Source organism: Alloalcanivorax xenomutans, from assembly GCF_900217905.1.
GTDB lineage: Bacteria > Pseudomonadota > Gammaproteobacteria > Pseudomonadales > Alcanivoracaceae > Alloalcanivorax > Alloalcanivorax xenomutans.
In genome coordinates this window covers 1-22,810 of the sequence record NZ_OBMO01000008.1, presented here as the reverse complement: position 1 = coordinate 22,810, position 22,810 = coordinate 1, and the positions used below count along the sequence as shown (strand labels likewise).

At 62.5% G+C, this 22,810-nt stretch carries 18 protein-coding genes; 12 read left to right on the top strand and 6 right to left on the bottom strand.

All coding sequences use genetic code 11. The annotated features are described in order from the left end of the window. Window positions 1–30: 30 nt before the first annotated feature. The 9 genes from CRO06_RS07575 to CRO06_RS07535 all read left to right on the top strand — a co-directional run bounded on the left by CRO06_RS07575 (window position 31) and on the right by CRO06_RS07535 (window position 12,758). Window positions 31–2,526, top strand: coding sequence for a TonB-dependent receptor (locus CRO06_RS07575; protein ID WP_097058144.1), 2,496 nt, complete (start codon window positions 31–33; stop codon window positions 2,524–2,526). Window positions 2,527–2,587: 61 nt separating this feature from the next. Next, a complete protein-coding gene (locus CRO06_RS07570; protein ID WP_218839881.1) occupies window positions 2,588–4,270 on the top strand; it encodes a hypothetical protein in 1,683 nt (560 codons plus the stop codon). 145 nt (window positions 4,271–4,415) lie between these two features. Next, a complete protein-coding gene (locus CRO06_RS07565) occupies window positions 4,416–5,117 on the top strand; it encodes a heme acquisition protein HasA (RefSeq protein ID WP_097058142.1) in 702 nt (233 codons plus the stop codon). 74 nt (window positions 5,118–5,191) lie between these two features. Further along, a complete protein-coding gene (locus CRO06_RS07560; protein ID WP_143247728.1) occupies window positions 5,192–7,129 on the top strand; it encodes a choice-of-anchor tandem repeat GloVer-containing protein in 1,938 nt (645 codons plus the stop codon). Next, window positions 7,126–8,862 carry a type I secretion system permease/ATPase gene (locus CRO06_RS07555; protein WP_097058140.1) on the top strand — a complete coding sequence of 579 codons (1,737 nt, stop codon included), beginning with the start codon at window positions 7,126–7,128 and terminating at the stop codon, window positions 8,860–8,862. Before CRO06_RS07560 ends, CRO06_RS07555 begins: the two co-directional genes overlap by 4 nt. After that, window positions 8,859–10,199, top strand: a complete 1,341-nt coding sequence (locus CRO06_RS07550; RefSeq protein WP_097058139.1) for an HlyD family type I secretion periplasmic adaptor subunit — start codon at window positions 8,859–8,861, stop codon at window positions 10,197–10,199. Before CRO06_RS07555 ends, CRO06_RS07550 begins: the two co-directional genes overlap by 4 nt. 158 nt (window positions 10,200–10,357) lie before the next feature. Continuing rightward, the gene (locus tag CRO06_RS07545) at window positions 10,358–11,695 is read left to right on the top strand and encodes a TolC family outer membrane protein (RefSeq protein WP_179746513.1); all 1,338 of its coding nucleotides are present in this window, start codon (window positions 10,358–10,360) and stop codon (window positions 11,693–11,695) included. A gap of 56 nt (window positions 11,696–11,751) precedes the next feature. Continuing rightward, the gene (locus CRO06_RS07540) at window positions 11,752–12,381 is read left to right on the top strand and encodes a biliverdin-producing heme oxygenase (RefSeq protein ID WP_022994572.1); all 630 of its coding nucleotides are present in this window, start codon (window positions 11,752–11,754) and stop codon (window positions 12,379–12,381) included. A 5-nt stretch (window positions 12,382–12,386) separates the two neighbouring features. Beyond that, window positions 12,387–12,758 (top strand): YbaN family protein, encoded by a 372-nt coding sequence (locus CRO06_RS07535; RefSeq protein ID WP_026949074.1) that lies wholly within the window; start codon window positions 12,387–12,389, stop codon window positions 12,756–12,758. Between the two features lie 234 nt (window positions 12,759–12,992). On the opposite strand, the gene CRO06_RS07530 is transcribed toward CRO06_RS07535, so the two are convergent. Next, window positions 12,993–13,949: an alpha/beta hydrolase gene (locus tag CRO06_RS07530; protein WP_022994574.1), complete on the bottom strand. Its 957-nt coding sequence runs from the start codon at window positions 13,947–13,949 to the stop codon at window positions 12,993–12,995. Beyond that, window positions 13,949–15,964: a TonB-dependent receptor domain-containing protein gene (locus CRO06_RS07525; RefSeq protein WP_026949072.1), complete on the bottom strand. Its 2,016-nt coding sequence runs from the start codon at window positions 15,962–15,964 to the stop codon at window positions 13,949–13,951. The genes CRO06_RS07530 and CRO06_RS07525 overlap by 1 nt, the downstream gene beginning before the upstream one ends. 350 nt (window positions 15,965–16,314) lie before the next feature. Between CRO06_RS07525 and CRO06_RS07520 the strand changes: the two genes are divergently transcribed. After that, on the top strand, window positions 16,315–16,731 hold the full coding sequence (locus CRO06_RS07520; protein WP_080531173.1) for a PaaI family thioesterase: 417 nt from the start codon (window positions 16,315–16,317) through the stop codon (window positions 16,729–16,731). Window positions 16,732–16,867: 136 nt separating this feature from the next. Here the strand turns inward: CRO06_RS07520 and CRO06_RS07515 are convergent, their stop codons facing one another. The 4 genes from CRO06_RS07515 to CRO06_RS07500 are packed head-to-tail and all read right to left on the bottom strand — an operon-like array spanning window position 16,868 to window position 20,518. Next, on the bottom strand, window positions 16,868–17,956 hold the full coding sequence (locus CRO06_RS07515; RefSeq protein ID WP_097058137.1) for an ABC transporter permease: 1,089 nt from the start codon (window positions 17,954–17,956) through the stop codon (window positions 16,868–16,870). Then, window positions 17,953–18,888: an ABC transporter ATP-binding protein gene (locus CRO06_RS07510; RefSeq protein WP_022994578.1), complete on the bottom strand. Its 936-nt coding sequence runs from the start codon at window positions 18,886–18,888 to the stop codon at window positions 17,953–17,955. Before CRO06_RS07510 ends, CRO06_RS07515 begins: the two co-directional genes overlap by 4 nt. Beyond that, window positions 18,878–19,837, bottom strand: a complete 960-nt coding sequence (locus CRO06_RS07505; RefSeq protein ID WP_097058136.1) for an HlyD family secretion protein — start codon at window positions 19,835–19,837, stop codon at window positions 18,878–18,880. Before CRO06_RS07505 ends, CRO06_RS07510 begins: the two co-directional genes overlap by 11 nt. Before the next feature lie 30 nt (window positions 19,838–19,867). Next, entirely contained in the window at window positions 19,868–20,518 is a 651-nt protein-coding gene (locus CRO06_RS07500) for a TetR/AcrR family transcriptional regulator (protein WP_022994580.1), read from the bottom strand. A gap of 238 nt (window positions 20,519–20,756) precedes the next feature. Between CRO06_RS07500 and CRO06_RS07495 the strand changes: the two genes are divergently transcribed. Next, the gene (locus CRO06_RS07495; RefSeq protein WP_026949067.1) at window positions 20,757–21,785 is read left to right on the top strand and encodes an AraC family transcriptional regulator; all 1,029 of its coding nucleotides are present in this window, start codon (window positions 20,757–20,759) and stop codon (window positions 21,783–21,785) included. Next, on the top strand, window positions 21,772–22,644 hold the full coding sequence (gene purU / locus CRO06_RS07490) for a formyltetrahydrofolate deformylase (RefSeq protein ID WP_022994582.1): 873 nt from the start codon (window positions 21,772–21,774) through the stop codon (window positions 22,642–22,644). Before CRO06_RS07495 ends, purU begins: the two co-directional genes overlap by 14 nt. The last annotated feature ends 166 nt before the right edge of the window (window positions 22,645–22,810 follow it).

Below are 22,810 nucleotides of genomic sequence, written 5' to 3'. Positions count from 1 at the left end.
GAACAAGGATGAGAATGGGAATTGATATTAATGCAGCGCTGTCTCCGACCCCGCTTCGCCATGGGCATCCTGGCGGCGGTCTTTCTGCTTGGCGGCCCCGGCCAGACCCGGGCGCAAGCCGAGGCGTCATCCGTGACGCAAAGGCACTATCAGATACCCGCTGGCGCGCTGGCACCGGCGTTGAATCGCTTCGCGCTGGAAGCCGGAGTGGTGATGTACTTCGATCCCGGTCTCACCGAGGGCAAACACACTCGCGGACTGCGCGGACACTATTCAGTGCCGGATGGCTTCGCCGCGCTGCTGCTCGGGACCGGTCTCAGCGCCGAGCCGGAAGCGCGGGGGCAATATGTATTGCGCCAGGAAGGCGGGGAGGGCGGCGACCACGCCAACCCGTTGCCGCGGGTGACCGTCACCGGTGAGCTGGATCCGCGCGGGCGGGCCTATCGCACACCGGGGTCCATGACGATCATCTCCCGGGACCAGATCGACCGGATGCCGCCGCGCAATACCTCCGACGTGCTGGCGGCGGTGCCCGGCGTGCATACATCGCAAAGCCGTCAGGATCCAGGGGTGTCGGTGAATATTCGCGGCCTGCAGGATTTCGGCCGCGTCAATGTGATGATCGATGGCACCCGCCAGAACTACCAGCAAAGCGGCCACGGCAGTAACGGCCAGGTCTACGTGGATCCGGAACTGCTGGCCGGCGTGGATATCAGTAAAGGACCCAGCTCCGGCGCCGGCGGCGCGGCGGTGATCGGCGGCATGGTCAATTTCCGCACCCTGGATGTGGACGATCTGCTCGAGCCGGAACAAAGATCGGGCGGGCGCGTCAACGCCACCACCGGTGACAACGCCTACCACTTTTCCGGCAGTGTCGCCGGCGCCGTACGCGCCAGTGACAATGTGGATCTGATGGCGGCGGTGAGCCGCAAGAACGTGGGCGCGTTCAAAAAAGGCGAACGGGGTGGCAACAGCGGCGGCTATTGGCACGGCACCAGCCAGTTCACCGGCCAGGAACAGTGGTCCGCGCTGCTGAAAAGCACCTGGCGCTTCGCCGACAACCACTCCCTGAAACTCAGTTATATCGGCCTGCGAGCGGATTTCGATGAAGGCAGCAATACTGCGCCCGGCAGTGACGCCACCGATGAAAACCAGATCCACTCCGACACCTTCCTGATCAACTACGCCTTCTATCCCGGCAGCCGCTGGTGGGACCTGGACGCCAGCCTCTATTACACCCGCACCCGCAACGACGAGTATCGCCCGGACGATCCGGACGACGACTACGGCGAGTTTGATCTGCGCTACGAAACCAACACCGTCGGCGGCACCCTGGTGAACCGCATGGAGGTGCCCGTCGGCGATTGGCGCGGCTCTCTGGACTTAACCTATGGCGGTGAGTTCTACCACGACTGGACCCGGCCGGATAACAGCGGCGATGAGCGTGGCGCAGATTGGTTCGCCGGCCCGACGCCGGAAGGGGAGCGCTCCGTGATCAGTGCCTTCACTACGGCGCGCCTGGCCCATTATGACGGCTGGGAATTGACCGGCGGTGTGCGTTACGACTGGTTCCGGCTCGAAGGCGACGGCGAGATGTTTGTTGGGCGGCAGGAGAACGAAGACGGCGTGCGCCCGCCCTACACCCTTCTTTACAGCAAGTTCGACGTGGCCCGCCACGATGGCTTTGTCTCGCCGACTTTGAAAGCCGCCTGGCAGGTGGCCAATCCATTGCAACTGTTCGCCAGCTACGGCCAGGGCGTGCGCCCGCCGGCCATCACCGAGTCGATCATGTGGGGCGCCCACATCGGCAATACCTTTCCGTTCTTTCCCAATCCCGGTCTGGAACCGGAACGTTCTCGTACCTGGGAAGTGGGGGCCAATCTCAACTGGCAATCCTTGTTCAAGAACGGTGATCGCCTGCGCATGAAGACCGCCTGGTTCGACACCCGCGTCAAGAATTACATCACCCAGGGCTTGGTGGTCGGGCCCGCCTCCGAAAACGGGGAATCCCAATCCCTGGCCTTCGTCAATCTGCAAGATGAAGTGCGTTTCTACGGTTTGGAATGGCAGACCGAGTATGACGCCGGCGGTTATTTCCTCGAAGCCAGCTGGACGCGGACCCTGCACGATTTGGGGCGAGGTGGTTACGACCCTTACCCGCTTGGCTGCTTCACCGGTTGTCCGCCGACTGGCCATGGCGACGCCAACGGCGGCGGCATGTTCTATCTGTTGCCGCCGGTGAAGAAAGGCACCTTGAGCGTCGGTCTGCGGCTGCTCGATCGCAAACTCACGCTCGGCGCCCGGGCCCGCTACGAAGACAACGATGGCCGCGGCGGCAGCGCCTACGAAGACGTGGTGGACTGGACCGTCTACGACGCCTGGGCCAGCTACCAGCCCAATGATCGCCTCACCCTGCGGCTCGCGGTGGACAACCTGCGCGACCGCAACTACGCCGAACTCAACGGCCTCTCTTACTGGATCGCGCCGGGCCGCACCGTTACCGGCACGGTCTCACTGAAATTTTGAAGGAAGGAGTGTTTTGATGACATCGCATTCATTAACAAGTCCCCGTCCCTGGTTGGCGGGATTGGGCCTCACCCTGTTGCTGGTGGCGGCGCCAGCTCTGGCGGATACAACGCCACGTGTGCTGCATGTATTTTCCAATACTGGAGCCAAAGAGCCGCACGCTCCGCCGATCTATTTGCACGGTGTAGAACAACCAACCTTGGCTGGATTGACACCATCTGGCAGTGAAGGATTTGGTCACTACTATTCCCTGGATTTGTCTTCTCCAGAGGTTGCGTTCAGTTCCGAATCGTTCCCGGCGTCAGGCTACGTCGGACTCTATACCGGCTTGGCGGAATTGTTCGATGGTACCGTGCTGCTAGGCTCGACCCCATATGCGGCGGCCGACCCGACTGTATTCCGCTGGACCATGGGGGAGGCGCCCGGGAATGCGGTAACGACTCCGGAAGATCCGACTGACGACACCACGGGCTTCGGGTCTTCGTTTCGGCCGCGCGGTCTGTTTGCCGTAGATGCTGATGATAATACATATTTTGGCGGTGGCGGCGCGGCGAACGGCAATACCTTGTTCCGGCTTTCTTCGTCCGGTGAACTGGTTGCGTTGGTGGATTTTGAGAACTACCGGGACGGGACCAGTACCCGTTACGCCAAGGGACAATATCCGGCGGCGCTTGTCGTCGATGATGAGAGTAATCGGCTTTACGGTATTAACGTGCGCCATCAGTCGGACCAGTCCGGTGATCCGGACGCCGTGCCTGAAGGCGACGAAACGGCCGGCACTCTGTTTGAGGTGGACCTCTCTGTTGCCGCCACTGATGGCACGACGCCAGTAACGGTCTTGCATACTTTTGCCAGGCAGGCGGAAGGGGAAATCATCGCTTCCGATTCCGGACTGCAGGCTTTGGCGAAGGCCGGTGAATGGCTCTACGGCACCACCAATAAAGCGCTCTGGCGCTATCGACTGGGCGTCTCCGAAAGCTTTTCCCTGCTGCATATTTTCGGGGAAGAACTGGGAGACGGCATCACGCCTTGGGGACCACTGGTGGTTGCCGCCGACGGTAATGTATACGGCACCGCACGCCGTACGGTAACAGAGGAAGGCCAACCCCGTGGTGCTGGCATTCTGTTCCGTGTGGTGATCGGGAAAGCCGATGATCATGCGGATGATCAATACGAAATCCTGCATCGCTTTGACGTAGAAGCGGACGGCGCTTTTCCAGTGGGGCTCTATGCCGGACCCGTGGAAGGACAGACTCAAACCCTGTACGGCGCCACCAAGCGCGGCGGTAATGAAGGCGATACGGTGAACGCCAACGATGCCGATGGTTTCGGCACTGTTTTTGCCGTCGATATCGAGCTGCCGGTAACCGCCGACATTCAACTCAGCGCCGATCCGCAAAACCTCACCTTGAATGAAAGCACTACCCTGACCTGGTCGGTAAGCAACGCCGACAACTGCTCGGGGGAAGGCGACTGGGCCGGCGTCAAAGCCACCGAAGGCAGCGAAACCATCACGCCTTCCGTGGACGGAGAACTCACTTTCATCCTGGCCTGTGTGGATGCCAGCAATGAACGGGTGGAAACGAGTGTCACCGTGACCGTGGCGCCGGCAGAGGATGGCGATAACGGCGATGACAGTGGCGGCGGCTCTTCCAGCGGCGGTGGAGGCGGCGCTTTGTCCCTGTTATGGCTGTCCGCTCTGGTGTTATTGACGGTACGCCACCGTCGCCGCTTCTCTCTCTGATTTTTGTCGGCGGGTGCGCCCCGCCGGCCAAGGAGCAGCCGAACGCCAGCCGCGCCGCCAGCCTCGGACGCCCCGCTGCAAAAGAACGCGGCGGGTCACCACCCCGTAACGGGGCACATTAAACAGAGCTAAAGGAGTACCTGTAATGAGCGTAACCGTAACTTACTCAGCAACGTTCGGTAATTATAGCGGCACTTATGGGCCTGACGGGATTAACGGTTGGAATGGTACCGATGGCCTTTTCACCGATGACTCCACGACAACGGTCTTCAGTGAAGAGAACGGCTTTCTTCCCGCTTTCAACCGCCTTTTCCAGATCGCCGATCACAGTGAAAACCCGGGTGCTTTTGCCGGTGATGAGGATCCTGATCCGATCGTGGATCTGGGCTTCTGGGGTTCTCTGGGCACTTTCTCGGGTACCCAGTATGCCTCTTCCGGCGAGTACGCAGGGCTGGATCTGGGCTTTATCGTCGAAGCGGCGGACGGTTCTTATCTGAACTACACCTTCTTCGCCAGCCCTTCCCACACGATCTATGGAGAAATCGGATCCATCACCTTCGGACTGGGCCTGCAGCAGGATAGCAACGGCCTGTACTACTTCGACGAGGAACTGGTGACCATCGATGATCTCGACACCATTGGCCTCAACGGCGGCGTGGATGGCAACGGTGACGTCATCGACCGCGCCACTGGTCTCAACGATACCCACAACATCGTCAATGGCCTCAAGGATGGGGATGCTTCCGCGCTTTGGGCCGCGTTGGACGCGGCTGGTGTGAGTTCCTCCACGGCGGAGGTACTGGGCGTTTCCGAAACCACCGAAGCCGAACTGGAACTGACCGCCTGAGTATAAGGGCCTAATTGACCGGTGTTCGCTCTTTGGTGAGCGGACACCGTTTTTTATAGAGCAGGAATGAATACATGCGACGGTTAGGACTCTGTTTGCTCTCGCTTTGCGCCTTGGTACTGGCGGGCTCGCCGGCCAGTGCGCTGGAACCCACTATCCTGGCCGCCAACGGAGGTCCCAAACCGAACGGTTATGAAGGGGTGGGGCCACCCCGTGTGCCGCCATTGTTGGCGCGGAACGGGCGCCTTTATGGCATTGACGGCTACGATAATATTTTTTCGCTGGAAAATTACGTTAACCATTCCCGGCAGGTGGTCGACCTGACTGAGTTGGGGTTGGAGACGTTCAGCGGCGGCCTGGTGCAAGACAACCGGGAGGGGAAAGGGGAAATGTATGTGGCGGGCTTCCGTCCGGAAAGTCTCTTTAATGAGCTCGACAGCGGCCGACTGCTGCGTCTGGACTTTGATGGCAGCCACCCGCGTACAGTGGTGGAATTGCTGGAGCCCAACGGCATTCTGGTGATCGATGGTGGCCGTATCTATGGATTGGATAAAGGGCCGGAAGGCAACGGGCGCTTGTTCGCCGTCGATCTGGACGCGGCGCAGCCGACACTGGAGACCGTGCACATCTTTTCCGCCGGTCCTCAGGGACAACGCCAGTATCCCAACGGCATGATTCTGGGCTCCGACGGCTGGCTTTACGGAGTGACCGCCTATGTGCGGGGTGTGCCCTACGCTCCGGGAACGCCGTCTTCGCCCGCCACACCCACCGGCACGGTGTATCGAATCGATCCACGGCAAGGTACGGCGTCGTTCGAGGTGCTGCATACCTTTGTTCTTGATGATGGAGAAATCCCCTGGCAGACCCGCTACGGGGAAACCTACCATCGTATGGCCGTGAACAGTTCTAACTCTATTAGTTACATCCTCAGTGGGCTGGTGGAAGGGCCGGAGGGCTATGTGTACGGTAATCTTTCCCTTGGTATCTGTACCACCATGGGCACTCAGCCGGAAGGGCTGGGACACTTTCTGGAGGCGTTGCCATTATGCGATGGGCAGGAAGCCGCGGCGGATGACCGCCTGAAGTGGTACGCATCCGATCCGCCCCATTACGACGGCCCCAATCTCCATGGGTCGATCTACCGTGTTGCCATGAGCGGGGACGATTTCGCCATTGTGCATCGTTTCAGCGGCGGTGACGGCGGCAGCCAGCCGCGGGGACCCATGGTGCTGGCCGGGGACGGCAATATCTACGGCACTACTTATGCCGGCGGCCGTCTCAGTGGCCGCGGGGCTCCGCCGGGAGAGCCGGTGGATCCGCCGGCCGATGACGAATGGTTCCATGGCGGAACGATCTATCGCATCAATCCGGACCAGATCCGCATCGGCGACTCCGGGCAGGTGGAAAACGATGGATTCGAGCTGGTATATGCCTTTGTCGACGGCATGGATAAGCAAGGTAATGTGCGCTACGACGGTGTGCAGCCGGTGGGCCTGTCGCTGGGATCGGACGGCCGCATGTACGGAGGCAACCGAAGCGGGGGAGGTTATTTCCGCACGTCCATCAGTAACAAGGTGCTACGGCGCACCGGTACCCTTTACCGGCTCAGTCTCAATCCGGACGATGAGCAATCCCGCGTCACCATCACCGTCACCCCCGGCGAGATCGAGGAAGGCGGCACCGCCTTGCTGGAATGGAGCTCGGTGGACGCCTCCAATTGTACCGCCAGCGGCGGTACTGAAGGCGATGGCTGGGCGGGGCCCAAGGACGACACGGGTTATATTGAGGTTAGCCCCGAACCGGGTACCTATTATTACACTCTGACGTGTGAAAGCACGCTGACCGGCGGCCAGGTCGGCGACGTGGCCTCTCTCGGTGTCGGCGCGCAGGACCGCACCACCGACGAACAAACCCGAGAGTACGGCAACGGCGGCGGCAGCCCGTCCTGGTGGCTACTCGCGGGCATGGGGGTGTTGCTAGCGGCCCGTTCCAAGCGGAGCGGCCGGCGATGAAAAAGACCAGGGACGACCTGCGCGTGGCGCTGGCGTTGCAGCGCGGCACTTTCGTTTCCGTCGGCGTGTTCAGCGCGGTGATCAATCTGCTGATGCTGGTGCCAGCGCTGTATATGTTGCAGGTCTATGATCGGGTGCTGGCGTCCGGTAACGGCGTGACGTTACTGATGCTGACGGTGATCGCCCTGGGGCTGTACGCGCTGATGGCCGCGTTGGACTGGTTGCGTGGTTTGCTGGTGATTCGTGTCGGCGAAGCCCTGGACCAACAACTGGGCGAGCGTGTTTATGACGCTGCCGGCCGGCATGGTTTGCAGGGCGGCAATCTGTCCTCGGCCCAGGCCTTGTCGGATCTGAATCAGCTGCGCCAGTTCTTCGCCGGCAGTGCTTTGTTCGCTTTCTTCGACGCGCCCTGGGCGCCGCTCTATTTGATCGTGCTGTTTCTGTTTCATCCGCTACTGGGGGCCTTGGCGTTGCTGGGCGCTCTGGTATTGCTGGCGCTGGCGTTCGTCAATGAACGCTGGTCCCGGGCGCCGTTGAACGAAGCCAGCGCCTTGTCCATCAACGCCGGCCGTCTGGCGCAGGAGCATTGGCGCGGCGCCGCCACGATCAAGGCTCTGGGCATGGGCGGCCGTTTGCGCCGCCGTTGGCGTGAATTGCAGGATGGCTATGTGGACCATCAACACCTGGCCAGCGAACGCAGTGTGTTGATCAGCGCGGTGACGCGGGCGCTGCGGCTGGCGCTGCAATCGCTGATGCTCGGCGCCGGCGCCTGGCTGGCGATCCACGGCCAGATCAGCGCCGGCATGATGGTGGCCGGTTCGATTCTGGTGGGCCGGATGCTGGCGCCGGTGGAGCAGGTGGTGGGCGCTTGGCGTCAGTGGAGCGGTACACGCATCGCGGTGAATCGCTTACAGGCTTTGTTGCAGGCGCATCCGAGGCCGGAGCGGGGGTTGAGTCTGCCGCGTCCGCAAGGCGCGCTGATGGTGGAAGGGCTGACACTGATGCCGCCCGGCGCGGAACGTCCCAGTCTGGCCAATGTGCGTTTCGAGCTGACGCCGGGAGAAGTGCTTGGCGTGGTCGGGCCTTCCGGTTCCGGCAAGTCGTCCCTGGCGCGGGCGCTGGTGGGATTATGGCCGCCGCGCGCCGGCAAGGTGCGGCTGGACGGCGCGGACCTGCACGGCTGGCCGGCGGACGAATTGGGCCCGGCGATCGGCTATCTGCCGCAGGAGGTGGATCTGTTCGCCGGCACCGTGGCGGAAAACATTGCCCGCTTTGGCGAACTGACCGGCGGCGCTCAGCAAGCGGTCATCGATGCGGCGCGTCGCGCTGGCGTGCATGACATGATCCTTCGTTTGCCTCAGGGCTATGACACCGTGCTTGGCGAGGATGGCGGCGGCTTGTCTGGCGGCCAGAAACAGCGGGTGGCGTTGGCGCGGGCGCTGTACGGCGAACCGGCGCTGTTGGTATTGGATGAACCCAACGCCAATCTCGATGATGTTGGCGAGGCGGCGCTGGCGGAAACCCTGAAAGCCTGGAAGGCGCAGGGCCGCACCGTGGTGTTGATCACCCACCGGGCGGCGGTGCTGGCGGTCACCGACAAGGTGCTGGTGCTCAAGGACGGCGTGATGCGGAAGTTCGGTGTTACCGCCGAGGTGATGGGGCAGCGCCGGCCGGCGGCGAAACCGGCACCCCGTGTGTCTTACAGTTTCGGCGCCGAAGGGGGTGGGGCATGACTGCGCGCATGGAGCCGCCGATCGAGGCCTTGCCGGGCGTGGGTTTGCGCCGCCGTGGTCAGCGCAAGCTGGTGTTATGGGGAGGCGTGATATTGCTGGGCGGGTTTGCCGCCTTTCTGCTGTGGGCGGTGTTGGCACCGTTGGATGCGGGTGTGGCACTGGAAGGCACGGTAACCGTGGATGGCTACCGCAAGCGCATTCAACATCCCGCCGGTGGTGTGGTGGCAGAGGTACCGGTGACGGAAGGAGAGAGCGTCAGCCAAGGTCAGACGTTGCTGAAACTGGACGCCCGGGTGGCGCGGGCGGAGCTGGATTCCGCGCGGTTGCATCAGGCCATGGCGGTGGCCGGTATCGCGCGCCTGGAAGCGGAAAGCCAAGGGCTTGAGACCCTGGCCCTCGATCCGGCTCTGACGCAACAGGTTACTTCCGATCCGATACTGGCCTCGGCGCTGGAGGCACAACGGCAGCTTTTCCGCAGCCGCCGTCTGGCGCTGCAAACAGAACGCGCCGGCCTTGAGCAGGCGATGGCCGGTGCCGAGGCGCGCTGGCGGGGTGAACAGGCACGGCAATCCAGTTTGCGGCAACGTCTGGCCTTGCTGGATCAAAGGCTGGCGGCGTTGCGGCCGTTGGCGGAGCAGGACTATGTACCTCGCAACCGGGTATTGGAACTGGAAGAGGAGCGGGCGCGCCTGAGTGGAGAGTTGGCCGCCAGCGACGCTGCGGCACGGGCGGCACGGGCCGGTTTGGGCGAAGCGCGGGCCAGGCTGGATGCTCTGCGTGACAACCAGAACCGTGACGTGGAGCAGGCGCTGGCCGAACACCGTTTACGGGCCGCCAGTGAAAGCGAGCGGCTGGCCAACGCCCGCTTCCAACTGGAGCACAGTGAGATCACCGCGCCGGTATCCGGCCGGGTGGTGAACCTGCAGGTGCTGACCCGGGGCTCGGTGATCCGTCCCGGTGACGTGGTGATGGAGCTGCTGCCGGCGGACGAGCCGTTGTGGGTGGATGCCAGGGTGCCGGTGGATCGTATTGACTCGGTGCACGCCGGCCTGCCGGTGGAGTTGATGTTCACCGCCTTTAATCGCGCCAGCACACCCCGCATTCCCGCCACGGTGGCGCGGGTGTCACCGGACCGGCTGGAGGATCCGCACAACGGCCAGCCTTATTACGCCGCCCGCCTGCGGGTGGATCAGGAGGCTCGCGCCGCGCTCGGGGACCTGGTGGTGCAGCCGGGCATGCCGGTGCAGGCGTTCGTGCGTACCGGTGAGCGTTCGCTGATGAGCTATCTGTTCAAACCCCTGGTGGACCGTATTCCGCTGGCGCTGGAGGGGCAATGATCAAAACGCCAGTCCGTTCAGGCTCGACAGCTTCCCTCGGACAGAACCACGAAGCCACTGTAGGAGCTTGCCTTGCAAGCGAATTGGGCCCTCGGCCCCGGTCAGAGATTCGCTTGCAGGCAAGCTCCTACATCAACCTTGTAGCTGAGCAGGGTTGGATGCGGCGGGCCGGATGGCTGCTGCTTTTGCTATGCATGAGCCCGCTGGCGTCGGCGCTAACGCTGGAACAGGCGTTCGATGCGGCGCTACGCCATGAGCCGGAATTCCAGGCGGCGATTCACGACCGCCGCGCCGCCGGTGAGTTCAAGGTACTGGGCCGCGCCAATCTGCTGCCGACCTTGGCCTACAGCTATTCCTGGGGCAAGAACTGGTCCGAGGTGGAACAGGATTCCCTGTTTGGGCCGGTAACGGAAGAGCGGGACTATCGCAGCTACAGCTCCTCGTTGAGACTGGAACAGCCACTGTTCGATTACAGTGCCTGGGTGGCGCGAGATATAGGCCGCCTGCGCGCGGCGCGGGCGGAACTGGAATTCGAGGCCCGCTTGCAGGAACTGGTGGTGAAGGTATCGCGGGCCTACACCGACACTCTGGTGGCCTGGTCGCGGCGCCGCTGGGCGCGAGAACAGACGTCGGTATTGAAGGCGTTGCTGGAGCGTAATGAGGCATTGCGGAAAGCCGGCGAAGGCACTCTGACCGAGGTACTGGAAACCCGTTCCCGCCTTGCTCTGGCCCGGGCCGAGCGGCTCGCCGCCGAGGAGCAGGCGAAGGTGGCCGAACGCCGTTTGACGCAACTGACCGGTGTGGATCTCAGCGGCTGGCAACCGCGGATGCAAGACGCGGTGTCGCCGTTGCCGCTGGACGGCGATCTGGCCCGCTGGCGCGAACAGGCCCTGCGTCACAGTCCGGTGCTGGCGGTGCGGCGTGAAGACGTGGCGTTGGCGGAGCGGGAAGTGGACCGCCAGAAAGCCGGCCATTGGCCCACGGTCAGTCTTTACGCCAGCACCCGGCGCACCGATTCCGACAGCGAGAACACCTACGGTCAGCACTACGATACCGACAGCGTCGGCGTGCAGGTGCAGGTGCCGCTGTACGCCGGCGGCGGTGTGGCGGCTGCTCGCCGTCAGGCCGCCGCCCGCCATGATGCCGAGCAGCAAAGGCTGCTCTCCGCCCGGCAGCAGCTGTTGTTGGCGGTGGAGCAACGCTTTCGTGACTGCCGCGGCGGTGCTTCCCGCCTGGAAGCACTGGCCGAGGCGGTGACCAGCGCCGAGCAATTGGTGGAAGCCACCCGCCAAAGTCTGCGCGGCGGTGAGCGGAACAACCAGGACCTGTTGGAAGCGCGCCGGCAATTGCACGAGGCTCGTCTGGAATGGCTCGGCGCCGGTTACGACTATCTCAACGCCTGGCTGGAACTGCATCAGCAAAGCGGGGTTCTGGGCGTGCGCGAACTGAAAACCGTGGACGGGGCACTGTCCTTTTCGCCGTCTCACTCGTCATAGCTTATAGAAGCCTCTTTTATCGGCACCCCTCATTGGCATCGCATATAGGAATCACCATGACTCAGGCCGACACCGTGGATACTATGGAAAAACCCCTGTCCTTGTGTCTCAAGGAAGGCACCCACCGGATCCATGAAAACCTGGATAACCGTTTGTCCGGCTTCGCGCCGTTCGCCGACGAACAAAGCTATCGCCGCTTCCTGCGCATGCAGTTGCGGCTGCAATGCGCCACCGCGCCGCTATATCAGGCGGAGGAACTGCAGAAGCTGTTCCCCGGCCTGGCGGCACGGTCGCGCTTGTTGGAAGTGGAAGCGGATTGCCGTGATCTGAACGTGAGCGATTCCGATCTGTCCTTCGATCGCCTGGCGGGTACCACCGCCTTGATCACCGGCATGCCCGCGGCGGTGGGTTGGTTATACACCAATGAAGGTTCCAACCTGGGCGCGGCTTTCCTGTTCAAACTGGCGCGGGACAAGCTGGGACTGAGCGAAAGCCATGGCGCCCGGCACCTGGCCGGCCATCCGGACGGGCGCGGCCTGCACTGGAAGCGCTTCAAGGCGCAACTGGATGCGCTGGCATTCACGGAAGAGGACAAAGCGCAAGCGGTGCGTGGTGCGCGGGATGCCTTCGCCTTCGTCAATTCGGCGGTGGAAGAGCTGATGGCGGATTTGCCGCGCCCGGCGTGAACAGCATGCGCATTCTGCTATGGCGGACGCTGGCGTTACTGGCGCTGGCCACCGCCATGCTGGGGGTAATACTGCCTGGCTTGCCGACGGTGGAGTTCCTGCTGCTGTCGGCCTGGGCCGCCGGGCGCGGCTGGCCGGCCCTGGAACGGTGGCTGCTGGCCCATCCCCGTTTCGGGCCGCCGATCCGCCGCTGGCGCGAATACGGCGCTATCTCCCGTCACGCCAAATGGATGGCGACGGTGAGCATGTCCATTGGGGTGATATTGATTCTGATCTCCTCGCTGCCACACTGGGCCAAAGGTCTGCTGCCGCTGACCATGGCGGTGGTGCTGCTGTGGCTGTGGAGGCGACCGGAGCGGGGCGGCCCCGCTGCCTAGCTGATAGTGGACAGTTGACAGCAAAAAAACAAAAAAATCGCCGGGAGCGATTTTTGACGTCGCCTTGGCGACGGCCCACAGGGTGGCCGCCATGGACGGGGGCCACAAAAAAGACATTCTTTAGCCGCTGTAGGAGCCTGCCCGCAGGCGAAGGCTTTTGGGGTCACCAACGTCGAAAATTCGCCTGCGGGCTGGCTCCTGCAGGGGGGGCGAATACGATTGTGAGAGCGATGTTCAGGACCAGGCCGGATCCGGCGCCAGCCCGGCAACGATACGCAGCGCTTCCGGCAGAGCCGCGCTGAACATGTCTCCGTGACCGAGCCCCGGATACAAGCGGCGGTGCACTTCGACTCGCGGGATGCGATCGAGGTTGTCGGCGAAGAGACGGAAAGCGGTATTGCCTTTGTTTTTCCGTTGCTGGATTTGCTCCGCGTTCATTGCCTTGGTGATACGCACTTCCTCATCTCCACGGCATATCCAGACGGCTGTGTTCCGCTCCGGCGGTTGGGCCGCCAGATGATCCAGGGAGTGTTGCAATAGATTATCCGCCCAACCCAGGGAAGGGCTTACCGGCAAATAAATACGAAAAGCCCGGGGCCGGGTGCATAGCGTGAACAGCGTGAAAAGACCACCGAAGGAATGACCCCAAAGTGCTTTGCGATTTGGATCCATTCGGGTCCTGCTGGCCACCCAGGGTGTGATCGCGGACTCGATCCGCTCGATAAAGGCCGCGGCACCGCCGCCTTCCCGTTGCGGTCTACGGGCGTCCCGCACCGAGTTCCGTCCGTTTGGCGCCGGTGTGTAGTCGTAGTGACGAGCATCGCCATCGAACAGCAGATCGGTGTCGTAACCGATCATCACCAGTACCGGTGGCGTGTCTGTGCCAAGCGTTGTCAGCCATTCGGGCCGTAGCCGGTTTAACACCGCATTGCCATCAAGCAGATACAGCGCCGGGAAACCGGCCGACGGCGGCGTTCCCTCGGGAATCGCCAGCCACACACGATGGTGGCGCCGACCTTCGGAGCCGGGGAAAACACGGCTTTCAAAGCGGTAACCGGGGACGCCGGTGTCCGCCAGCGTGGTACCCATGGTGCGGGTCATGTCCGGGCGCGCCGCCGCCGTGCCGGGTAGTACCAGCAGTCCGGCGGCGGCCAGCAGAGCCTGGGAAAGACGGCGTCGCTGCCGGTCCATCAGAAGTCCACCACCAGGCCGGCGGTATAACGGCGGCCATCGAGCACCATTTCATAGTCGGCGTTGGTGACTTGCCGATCCCCAACGTTGTAAACGCCGGCTTTCAGCGTGAGGTGTTCGCTGGCGCGGTAGTTCAGGCCCAGATCGACCATGGAATACCCGGGAGTGCCGTCGGCCATGCTGGTGCGCGACTGGTAGTCCGAAGTACGGCTGCGATGATTGACCCGTACCCAGCTTTGCAGGCGATCGGTGGTTTGCCAGTCGATACCGGCGTTGATCATGTGGCGCGGAATTTTATTCAGCGGCTCGCCTTTGAACTCGCCGGTCTTCTGCTCGGAGTCGGTGAAGGTGTAGCTGGCGTTCAGCAGCACCGCCGGTGTCAGATGCCAGGCCAGCGTCGCCTCCACGCCTTGCATTTGCGCTTCGTCCACGTTGATGCGGTCGCTGACGAACATATAGGTCTGGCCTTCGTAATCGCAACTCCAGGTACTGGGATCGTTGCGGTCGCCGCCGTTATCGCACTCACGGTATTCGGTGATCTTGTCCTTGAAGTCGGTCTGGAACAGCATCACGCTGGTGGCGAAGCCGGACGGCAGATCCAGTGCCAGGCCCATTTCATAGTTGATGCTGGTTTCCGGATCCAGGTCTGGATTGCCCTTGATGATGGCGCGCGGATGGCCGGCCGGGTAGCCGCCGCCACCGGTGATGCTGCCCCAGTCATCCGCCGCTTCACGCAGGGAGGGTTGCCGGTAACCGGTGGAGACGCCGCCCTTCAAGGTCAAGGCCGGATTCAGGTGGTACACCGCGTACAGCCGTGGTGACACATGATCGCCGAAATTTTCGTCCTGATTGAAGCGCAGTCCGCCGGTCAGCGACAGATCATTGGTCAGACGCCATTCGTCCTCGAGAAACACCGCGTACTGCCAGCGGCTGATCTCGGTGCTGCTGCTGGTGGGCAGACGGTTGGTGGCGTAGTCGGTGAGTTCCTCGTCCTTGTACTGCGCCCCGGCGGTGATGATATGGCGCTCGCCGAACCAGGTGGCCTGGGTGTTGGCGGTCAGAGTTTCCAGAGTGATGCCGTTACGCAGCTCACCGACGCGGTCCGGGTTCTCGGTTTTTTCATTCTGGATGTAGGAGTCGGTGCTCCAGTTACCGAAGTTGCCGTTGTGAGTGAGCGCCGCCACCTCTTTGTCGAAGCGGCGATTGGAGGGCTCCGAACCTTCTTCGTAGTACTTGCCTGGTGAGCCGTTGCGCTCCTGGCGGGTTTCCTGATAGGACAATCCGATTTCGTTGCTCTGATCCGGAGTGAACACCAGCTTGGCGCCGCCGCCGCGCACTTTCTGTTCCTCGAAGCCTTCCAGGATCTCATCTTCATCACGGTGGCGAACCTGGCCGTTCACCTGCAGGCCAAGTTTGTCCTTCAGTAACGGGCCGGCGAGATAAAGATCGGACTGACGGGCATTACCGGACTTGGCATTGTCCTGCAGGGTGGCCTCCGCGCCGAAGGAACCGAGCCATTGTTCTGGCACTTTTCGGGTGATGATATTGATCACCCCACCCATGGCCTCGGAACCATAGAGGGAGGACATCGGCCCGCGAATCACCTCGATGCGTTCGATGGCGCGCAACGGCGGCAGATAATTCTGCTCCAGACCACTGTCATTGCCGTTGGCGGTGGCCTCGCGGCCGGACAGCCGGCGGCCATCCACCAGAATCATGGTGTACTTCGGCGACATGCCGCGCAGACTGATGTCCTGGCGAGAGCCGCCGCCGGTGACGGTGACACCGGGAATGTCCTTCAAGGCATCGGTGACATCGGTGTAGCTCTTGGTTTCCAGTTGCTCCCGGTCGATCACCGAAATCGAGGCGGGGGCGTCGGCGATGTGCTGTTCGAAACCGGCGGCGGACACCACCGTCACGGCTTCCAGCACATGGGGGCTCTGTTCCTCGGCGAGGGCGTGATGGGCGACAAGGGTGGCGGTGCCGGCCAAAACGGCGCGGGGAAGGGCACCCATAGAGAATCGAAGTGATGACAACACGGGCAAACCTCTCGAAAAAAATGACAAACCTGCGAATCGGGCGTTTTTTAATGTCACCTCCGTGACGGCCCGAAGGGTGGCCGCCATGAACGGCGACCATAAAAAAATGGCTCTCCCCTGTGGAAGGAGAGCCGGCGAAAGGGCCGGATGACGGCCTGATTGAATGCACTTTATATAGTAATGGTTCTCATTTGTAAATGAGGTTTAGTATCATATGTGATTCGAGATGCGTTGAAACGTGCCACCCGCACAGGTCGTTTTTGGCAATGGTCTTGATCGCGGGAATCGGCAATGCTGCTGCTTTCCATATGGCGGGAGGCATGACAGTGAGCCTGACTGACGACTTCAAGTGGGTGATGAATGCGCCGTTTCTCAAGCTGCTCGGCCTGGAAGCCGTTGGCGTGGAAAGCGGTAAGGTGGTTTCAAGATTGACCGTGCGCGAGGATCATCATCAGCAAAACGGCTACGTCCACGCCGGCGTGGTGGGTACCATGGCGGATCATACCGCCGGCGCCGCGTCCGCCACGGTGATGGAAGAAGGCTTCATGCCGCTGACCATAGAGTTCAAGGTCAACCTGTTGCGTCCGGCGGTGGGGCGGGCCCTGGTGTGTGAGGCCAATGTACTGAAAGCCGGCAAGGCGGTGACGGTGGCGGAATCGGAGGTGTTTGCCGAGGACGACAACGGCGAACACAAACTGGTGGCCAAGGCCACGGTCACCCTGGCGGTGGTGCCACGGCGGTAACCGGGAGCGGTAGGCTACGAAGCCGCCGTGGGAGCCAGCCTGCTGGCGAATGAGCCCTTCCGAACGATGGAAAAATTCGCCAGCGGGGTTGGCTGCCACAGGATGTTGCCCTGGTGTGCCAGCCAGGGCGTGGCATTCAATCCAGCCGTTTATGCACCCGCGCCACCGCGACAACCAGCAGGGCCGCGGCGAAGACGGCCAGCGCCAATAGCTCCGGCCACAGATCGTCAAGTCCGGCACCGCGCAGCATGATGCCCCGCGCCAGACGGATGAAGTGTGTCAGCGGCAGGACCTCGGCGATCCATTGCGCGGCCTTGGGCATGCCTTCATAGGGAAACATGAAGCCGGATAGCAAAATCTGCGGCAGGAAGGTGAAGATCGCCGCCTGGATCGCCTGGAACTGACTGCGTACCAGGGTGGAAATAAAGATGCCCAGCGCCAGGCTGGCGATGATGAACAGCAAGGCCGCCAGATAGAGTTCGAGCGGCGAGCCCCGCACCGGCACCTGGAAAATCCATTTGCCCAGCAGCAACACCAGTGAAGTCTGGATCAGGCCGATGGCGACGAAGGGCAGTACCTTGCCGAGGGTCAGTTCCGCCGAGGACAGCGGCGTGGTGATGAGGAATTCCAGGTTGCCCTGTTCCCGTTCCCGCACCAGGGCGATGGCGGTGAACATGACCATGGTCATGGTCAGGATCACGCCGATCAGACCGGGCACGGTGTTCAGCGGCGCGTTGCGGTGTGGATTGTAGTAGGGCAGAACTTCCACCGAGGCTGTGGTCGTGGTGCCGCGCAAAGGGAATTGGGCGATTTGTCGGGCGGCTTGTTGTACCACCTGGTCGGAACCGTCGACGATCAGTTGCAGCGGTGGCCGTTGGCCTTGCAGGCGGCGCTCGAAATCCGCCGGAATGATCAGCACCGCCTTCACTTCTCCGCGCCGCAACATGGCCTCGCCGGTGCCCGCATGATGGAGGGCGCGATTGAAATTGAACACCCGCGATTGCTGCAGTTCCTCCACGACTTGCCGGCTTGTTTGTGTCTGTGCCTGGTCCACCACGGCGGCGGGCAGGTGGCGCACATCCATATTGATGGCGTAGCCGAACAGGATCAGCTGCAGGGTGGGGATGCCGATGATCATGCCGTAGGTAAGGCGGTCCCGGCGCAGTTGGCGCAGTTCCTTGATCACCACCGCGAGCAGGCGCGCAAAGCTGAAACGATCGCTCACGATGCTCCCTCCGTGTGACCGTGGGTGGCGGCGACGAAGACGTCCTCCAAATTGACATCGGTGATGTCCACTTTCCCTTCGATACCTTCCTTCCGCAGCGCGTCGCGCACCGCCGGTAACTGATCCGGGGACGTCACCAGCACCCGCAGGCTGGCACCGATTTGCGCGCAGGAACGTACGCCATCCAATGCTTGCAGTACCGTTTGTGCCTTTCTTGGGGCCGCTGTCACCACCAGCAGAGGGGTGGCGCCGACATCGGCTTTCAACCGCTCGGGGCTGCCCTGGGCCATCAACCGGCCCCGTTGCAGAATCGCCAGTTGATGGCAGCGTTCCGCTTCGTCCATGTAATGGGTGGAGACCAGCAAGGTGGTGCCGGCGTCGGTGAGGGCGAACAGTTCGTCCCAGAAATCCCGCCGCGATTGCGGGTCCACGGCGCTGGTGGGCTCGTCCAGGAACAACAGCTCCGGTTGGTTCAGTACCGCCGTGGCCAGGGCCAGGCGCTGCTTCTGGCCGCCGCTGAGCGTACCCGCCAACTGGCTGGCCAACGCCTCCAGTTGATAGCGGTGGCAGAGCTCCTCCACGCGCTGCCGGGTGCGCTGGCGGCTCAACCCGAACAGGCGGGCGACGAATTCCAGGTTCTCGCGCACGGTCAGATCCCGGTACAGCGAAAACGTTTGCGTCATGTACCCGGCCCGGCGTTTCAGCGCCTCGGCCTGTTTCGGAATGTCCAGATCGAGCACGCGGATATCGCCCTCACTGGGCAACAGCAGGCCGCAAAGCATACGGATGGTGGTGGACTTGCCACAGCCATTGGGGCCGAGAAAGCCGTAGACCTGACCGCGCGGCACGCTGAGATTCAGGTGATCGACGGCGGTGAAGTCGCCGAACCGGCGGGTCAGATCGTGGGTTTCGATGGCGTTATCAGTGCTCATCGTCTTGCTCTGGCCAGACCTGGCAGGGGATTCCCGCCGGCAGGTCGCGGGCGGCATCTCCGTGCAGCGTCAGCTCCGCCATATAGGACAGCCGGGCGGCATCGTCGCCGCTGAGCGCGTAGTAGGGGGTGAAGGCGGGGTCCTGACGGATGCTGCGTACCTCGGCATCGAAGGGCGTGTCGATGCCATCCACGGCCACACGAAAGCGATCGCCGGGCTGGATCGCCGCCCGGCGCGGTTCCGGTATATAGACCCGCGCGTAAGGGGCCTCACCGCCGAGCAGGCTGACCAGTACCGCGCCCTGGGCGGGTTGGTCGCCAAGCCGGTGGGGCAGGGCGTCCACCCGGCCGGCGGTGGGGGCCACCACGTCCAGTCGCTGCCTCTGACGCCGCAGTTCCGCCACGGATGCCCGCGCGGCCTGTAAGGCAGCGCGGGCTTGATCCAGATGTTCGGGGCGGGTGCCGGCGAGCAATTCGTCCAGTTGTGCCTGCCGGGCATCCACCTGAGCGCCGAGACTGTTCACCCGGGCGCGGGCGTCATCCAAATCGGCGCGGGCCACGCTGCCGCGTTCGAACAATGTTTGTGTCCGCCGCAGGTCCTGCCGCGCCAGAGTCTGTTCGCTGCGCGCCTGGGCGAGCCCGGCGCGGGCGGCGTCGATGGTTTCCCGCCGGGGGCCGCGCTGCAGCTCGGCGAGCCGCGCCCGTTGGCCGGCCAGATCCGCTTGCGCCGCATCCAGCCGTGCCTGGATCCGGGTCGGGTCCAGGCGCAGCAACGGCTGGCCCGGAGTGACTGCCTCACCTTCCCGTACCGACAGTTCGATAACCGGCTCCGAGGCTTCGGCCAGCACCGCCACGCGATCCCATTCGATGGTGCCGAGCAGCGGCTGGGGTTGGTCGCTGCAACTGAATAGCAGAAACAACAAAGGTGCGATAACAACAGAACGCATCATGTGGACCTCGTCAGGGTTGCGTTCACGCCTTTATCCGCCGCTCAGACCGCTGCTCAGCAGTGCCCGGACATGGCGGATCAGGGTGGCGGTATCGATGTCCTGGTTGCCCGGAAAACGGGACCACAGGGACCGGGTGGCCAGAGCAAAGATAGTCAGACCAATCACCGATATTGGCACCAGGCGCGGTTCGATATCCGGATTCAACAGGCCTCGCCGCTGGTCCCGTTCGATCGCTTCGGTGATGGCGCCCGTGACCCGTGGAGCTACCTCCCGTATCAGCATCTCGCGCAGCTGGCCGCCTTCGGTCAACACTTCCCGCACCCACAGTGGCGGTAGCCAGGGGGCCGCCGACACGGTTTCCAGCACCGTGGCGACAAAGCGGTCCAGGAGGTGGCTGGCGCCGTCACCCGGGGAAGGTTGGGTAACGCTTTGCAGGGCTGGGGCCATCAATGCCAGCACGCGTTCGCGAACCACGGCATCGACCAACTGATCCTTGTTGCCGAAGTAATAGTGCAGCAAGGCGGGAGTGACCCGGGCTTCGCGGGCAATACGGCTCAGTGGTGTACCGCTGATGCCGTGTTCGCTGAACTGTTGCACCGCCACGTCCAGCAACTGCGAGCGCTGATCGGGGCCGGTGCTGTTTTCCGGGCGCCCGGGACGGCGGCCTCGGGAAGGACTCATGGCGGATCTCCCTGGTGTCGATGTTCTCTAATTTAATTAATGATTAATTTAATTACCAGTTTTATCGAAACGGCCTGCGTTTGGCGTTGAGGATGACGCTGCCGCACGCCGGGCCGGCGGGATCACCATGCCAATCGACGGCGCTTTTATTTATGATTGGGCCTTTCCCGGGGATGGCCGGGGCAGGCGGCTTTTTCCGTCGCGGCGCGAGCCGCCGTCCCCATGTTCAGGATCGCGGATGAATCAACGAAGAACCATCAATGTGCGGCGAGTGGTCAAGGTGCTGCAGGGGGCGGCGCGCAGCGGCGTGAGTATCCCCGAGTTGCTGGACCAGTGCGGTATCGAGCGGCGGGTTCTGGAGCAGCCGGACGCCCGCATCGAGCGGGACACCTTTATCCGGCTGATGCTGCTGGTGATGGAACAGACCCAGGATGAGTTCCTCGGCTTCGGCCAGGGCCGCAAGTCCAAGCCCGGCACCTTCTCGATGATGGCCCACGCGGTGATCAATTGCCCGACCCTGGATGCGGCGGTGCGCCGGGGAATCCGCTTCTATGAGCTGTTTGACCTCAACATGCGCACCTGGCTGCGGCGCGAAGGCGACCAGGCCCGGCTGATCACCGAAGTCGATCCGCGCCTGGATTTTCGTGATGTGATCATCGATGCCATGCTGTTTCTCAGCCTGCGCTTCATGAGCTGGCTGGTGGGCAAGGTGGTGGAGCCCCAGGCGGTTTACCTGGATTACCAGCCGCTCAAGGAGGACGATGAGCACCGCTTCATGTTCAACTGTCCGACCTATTACAATAGCGGCGTCAATCAGGTGGTGTTTCCCGTCCACTACCTGGATCTGCCTCTGGTGAGAAATGAGCTGTCATTGTCCCATTTCCTGCGCGAGTCGCTGGCGCAGTTGTTCGAGGGCAACGTGCATAACGTGGGTTTGCCGGCGCGTATTCGCGGCTTGCTGTCCGAGGATTACGGTGGCCATTTCCCGGACTTCGGTGAAGTCTGCCGGCGTTTGCAAATGACACCGCAGACCCTGCGCCGCCGTCTCAAGGATGACAACACCAGCTATCAGGAAATCAAGGACTCGATCCGCAAGGACGCCTCGGTGTATTACCTGTCCAAAGCGGAACTCAGTATTGACGAAATCGCCCTGTTGATGGGCTTCAGTGAAGCCAGCTCGTTTCACCGGGCGTTTAAGAAATGGACCAACATGACCCCGTCGGCGTACCGGCGGACCCACTTTGGAGAAACGAATGAGCACCCCTGACGCCGCCACCGCGCGGCTGCTGGTGACCTGCCCGGACCAGCCCGGCATCATCAGCGCGGTTTCCACCTTCTTCTACAATCACGGCGCCAATATCACCGACCTGGATCAGCATTCCAGTGATACCCAGGACGGAACCTTCTTTCTGCGCCTGGAATTCCAGACCCCGGATCTGGACTGTTCCCGGGATGCCCTGGAGAACAATTTCCGCAAGCGGGTGGCGGAACGGTACGGCATGCAATGGCACATCAGCTACGCCGCCGAGAAGAAGCGCATGGCGATCCTGGTATCCCGTCATGACCATGTGCTCATGGACCTGCTGTGGCGGGTCTCACGCGATGATCTGTCCGCCGACATCACCATGGTGATCAGTAACCATGACGATCTGCGCGCCGAAGTGGAGCGCTTCGACATTCCCTACCATCACATTCCGGTGACCCGGGAAAACAAGGCGGAAGCCGAGGCCCAGGCGCTGGCGTTGCTGGAAGGCCAGGTGGACGTGATCGTGCTGGCCCGTTACATGCAGATTCTCAGCCCGGAGTTCGTCGCCCGGCATCCCCATCGCATCATCAATATTCACCATTCTTTCCTGCCCGCCTTCGTCGGCGCCAATCCCTACCAGCAGGCCTGGGACCGTGGCGTCAAACTGATCGGCGCCACCAGTCACTATGTCACCGAGGAGCTGGACCAGGGGCCGATCATCGAACAGAACGTGCAGCGCGTCTCCCACCGCCACTCGGCCAGCGAACTGCGCGCCCTGGGGCAGGACGTGGAGCGCCAGGTGATGCAGCGCGCGGTGCGCTGGCACCTGGAAGACCGGGTCATCGTCGACGGCAACAAGACGGTGGTGTTCGTCAAGTAAAGGCAATGAATAGTGGACAGTTAACAGGGAATAGTTAACAGGGAATAGTTGCGCGACAACGGGACGGAGTGTGGAGTGGCCCCAAAAAAGTAGACACCTTCATTGACGAGGAAGGTGTATGCAATTTCGCAGCAAGCGTCGGTTTAGTGACGCGTTCAAACGCGAG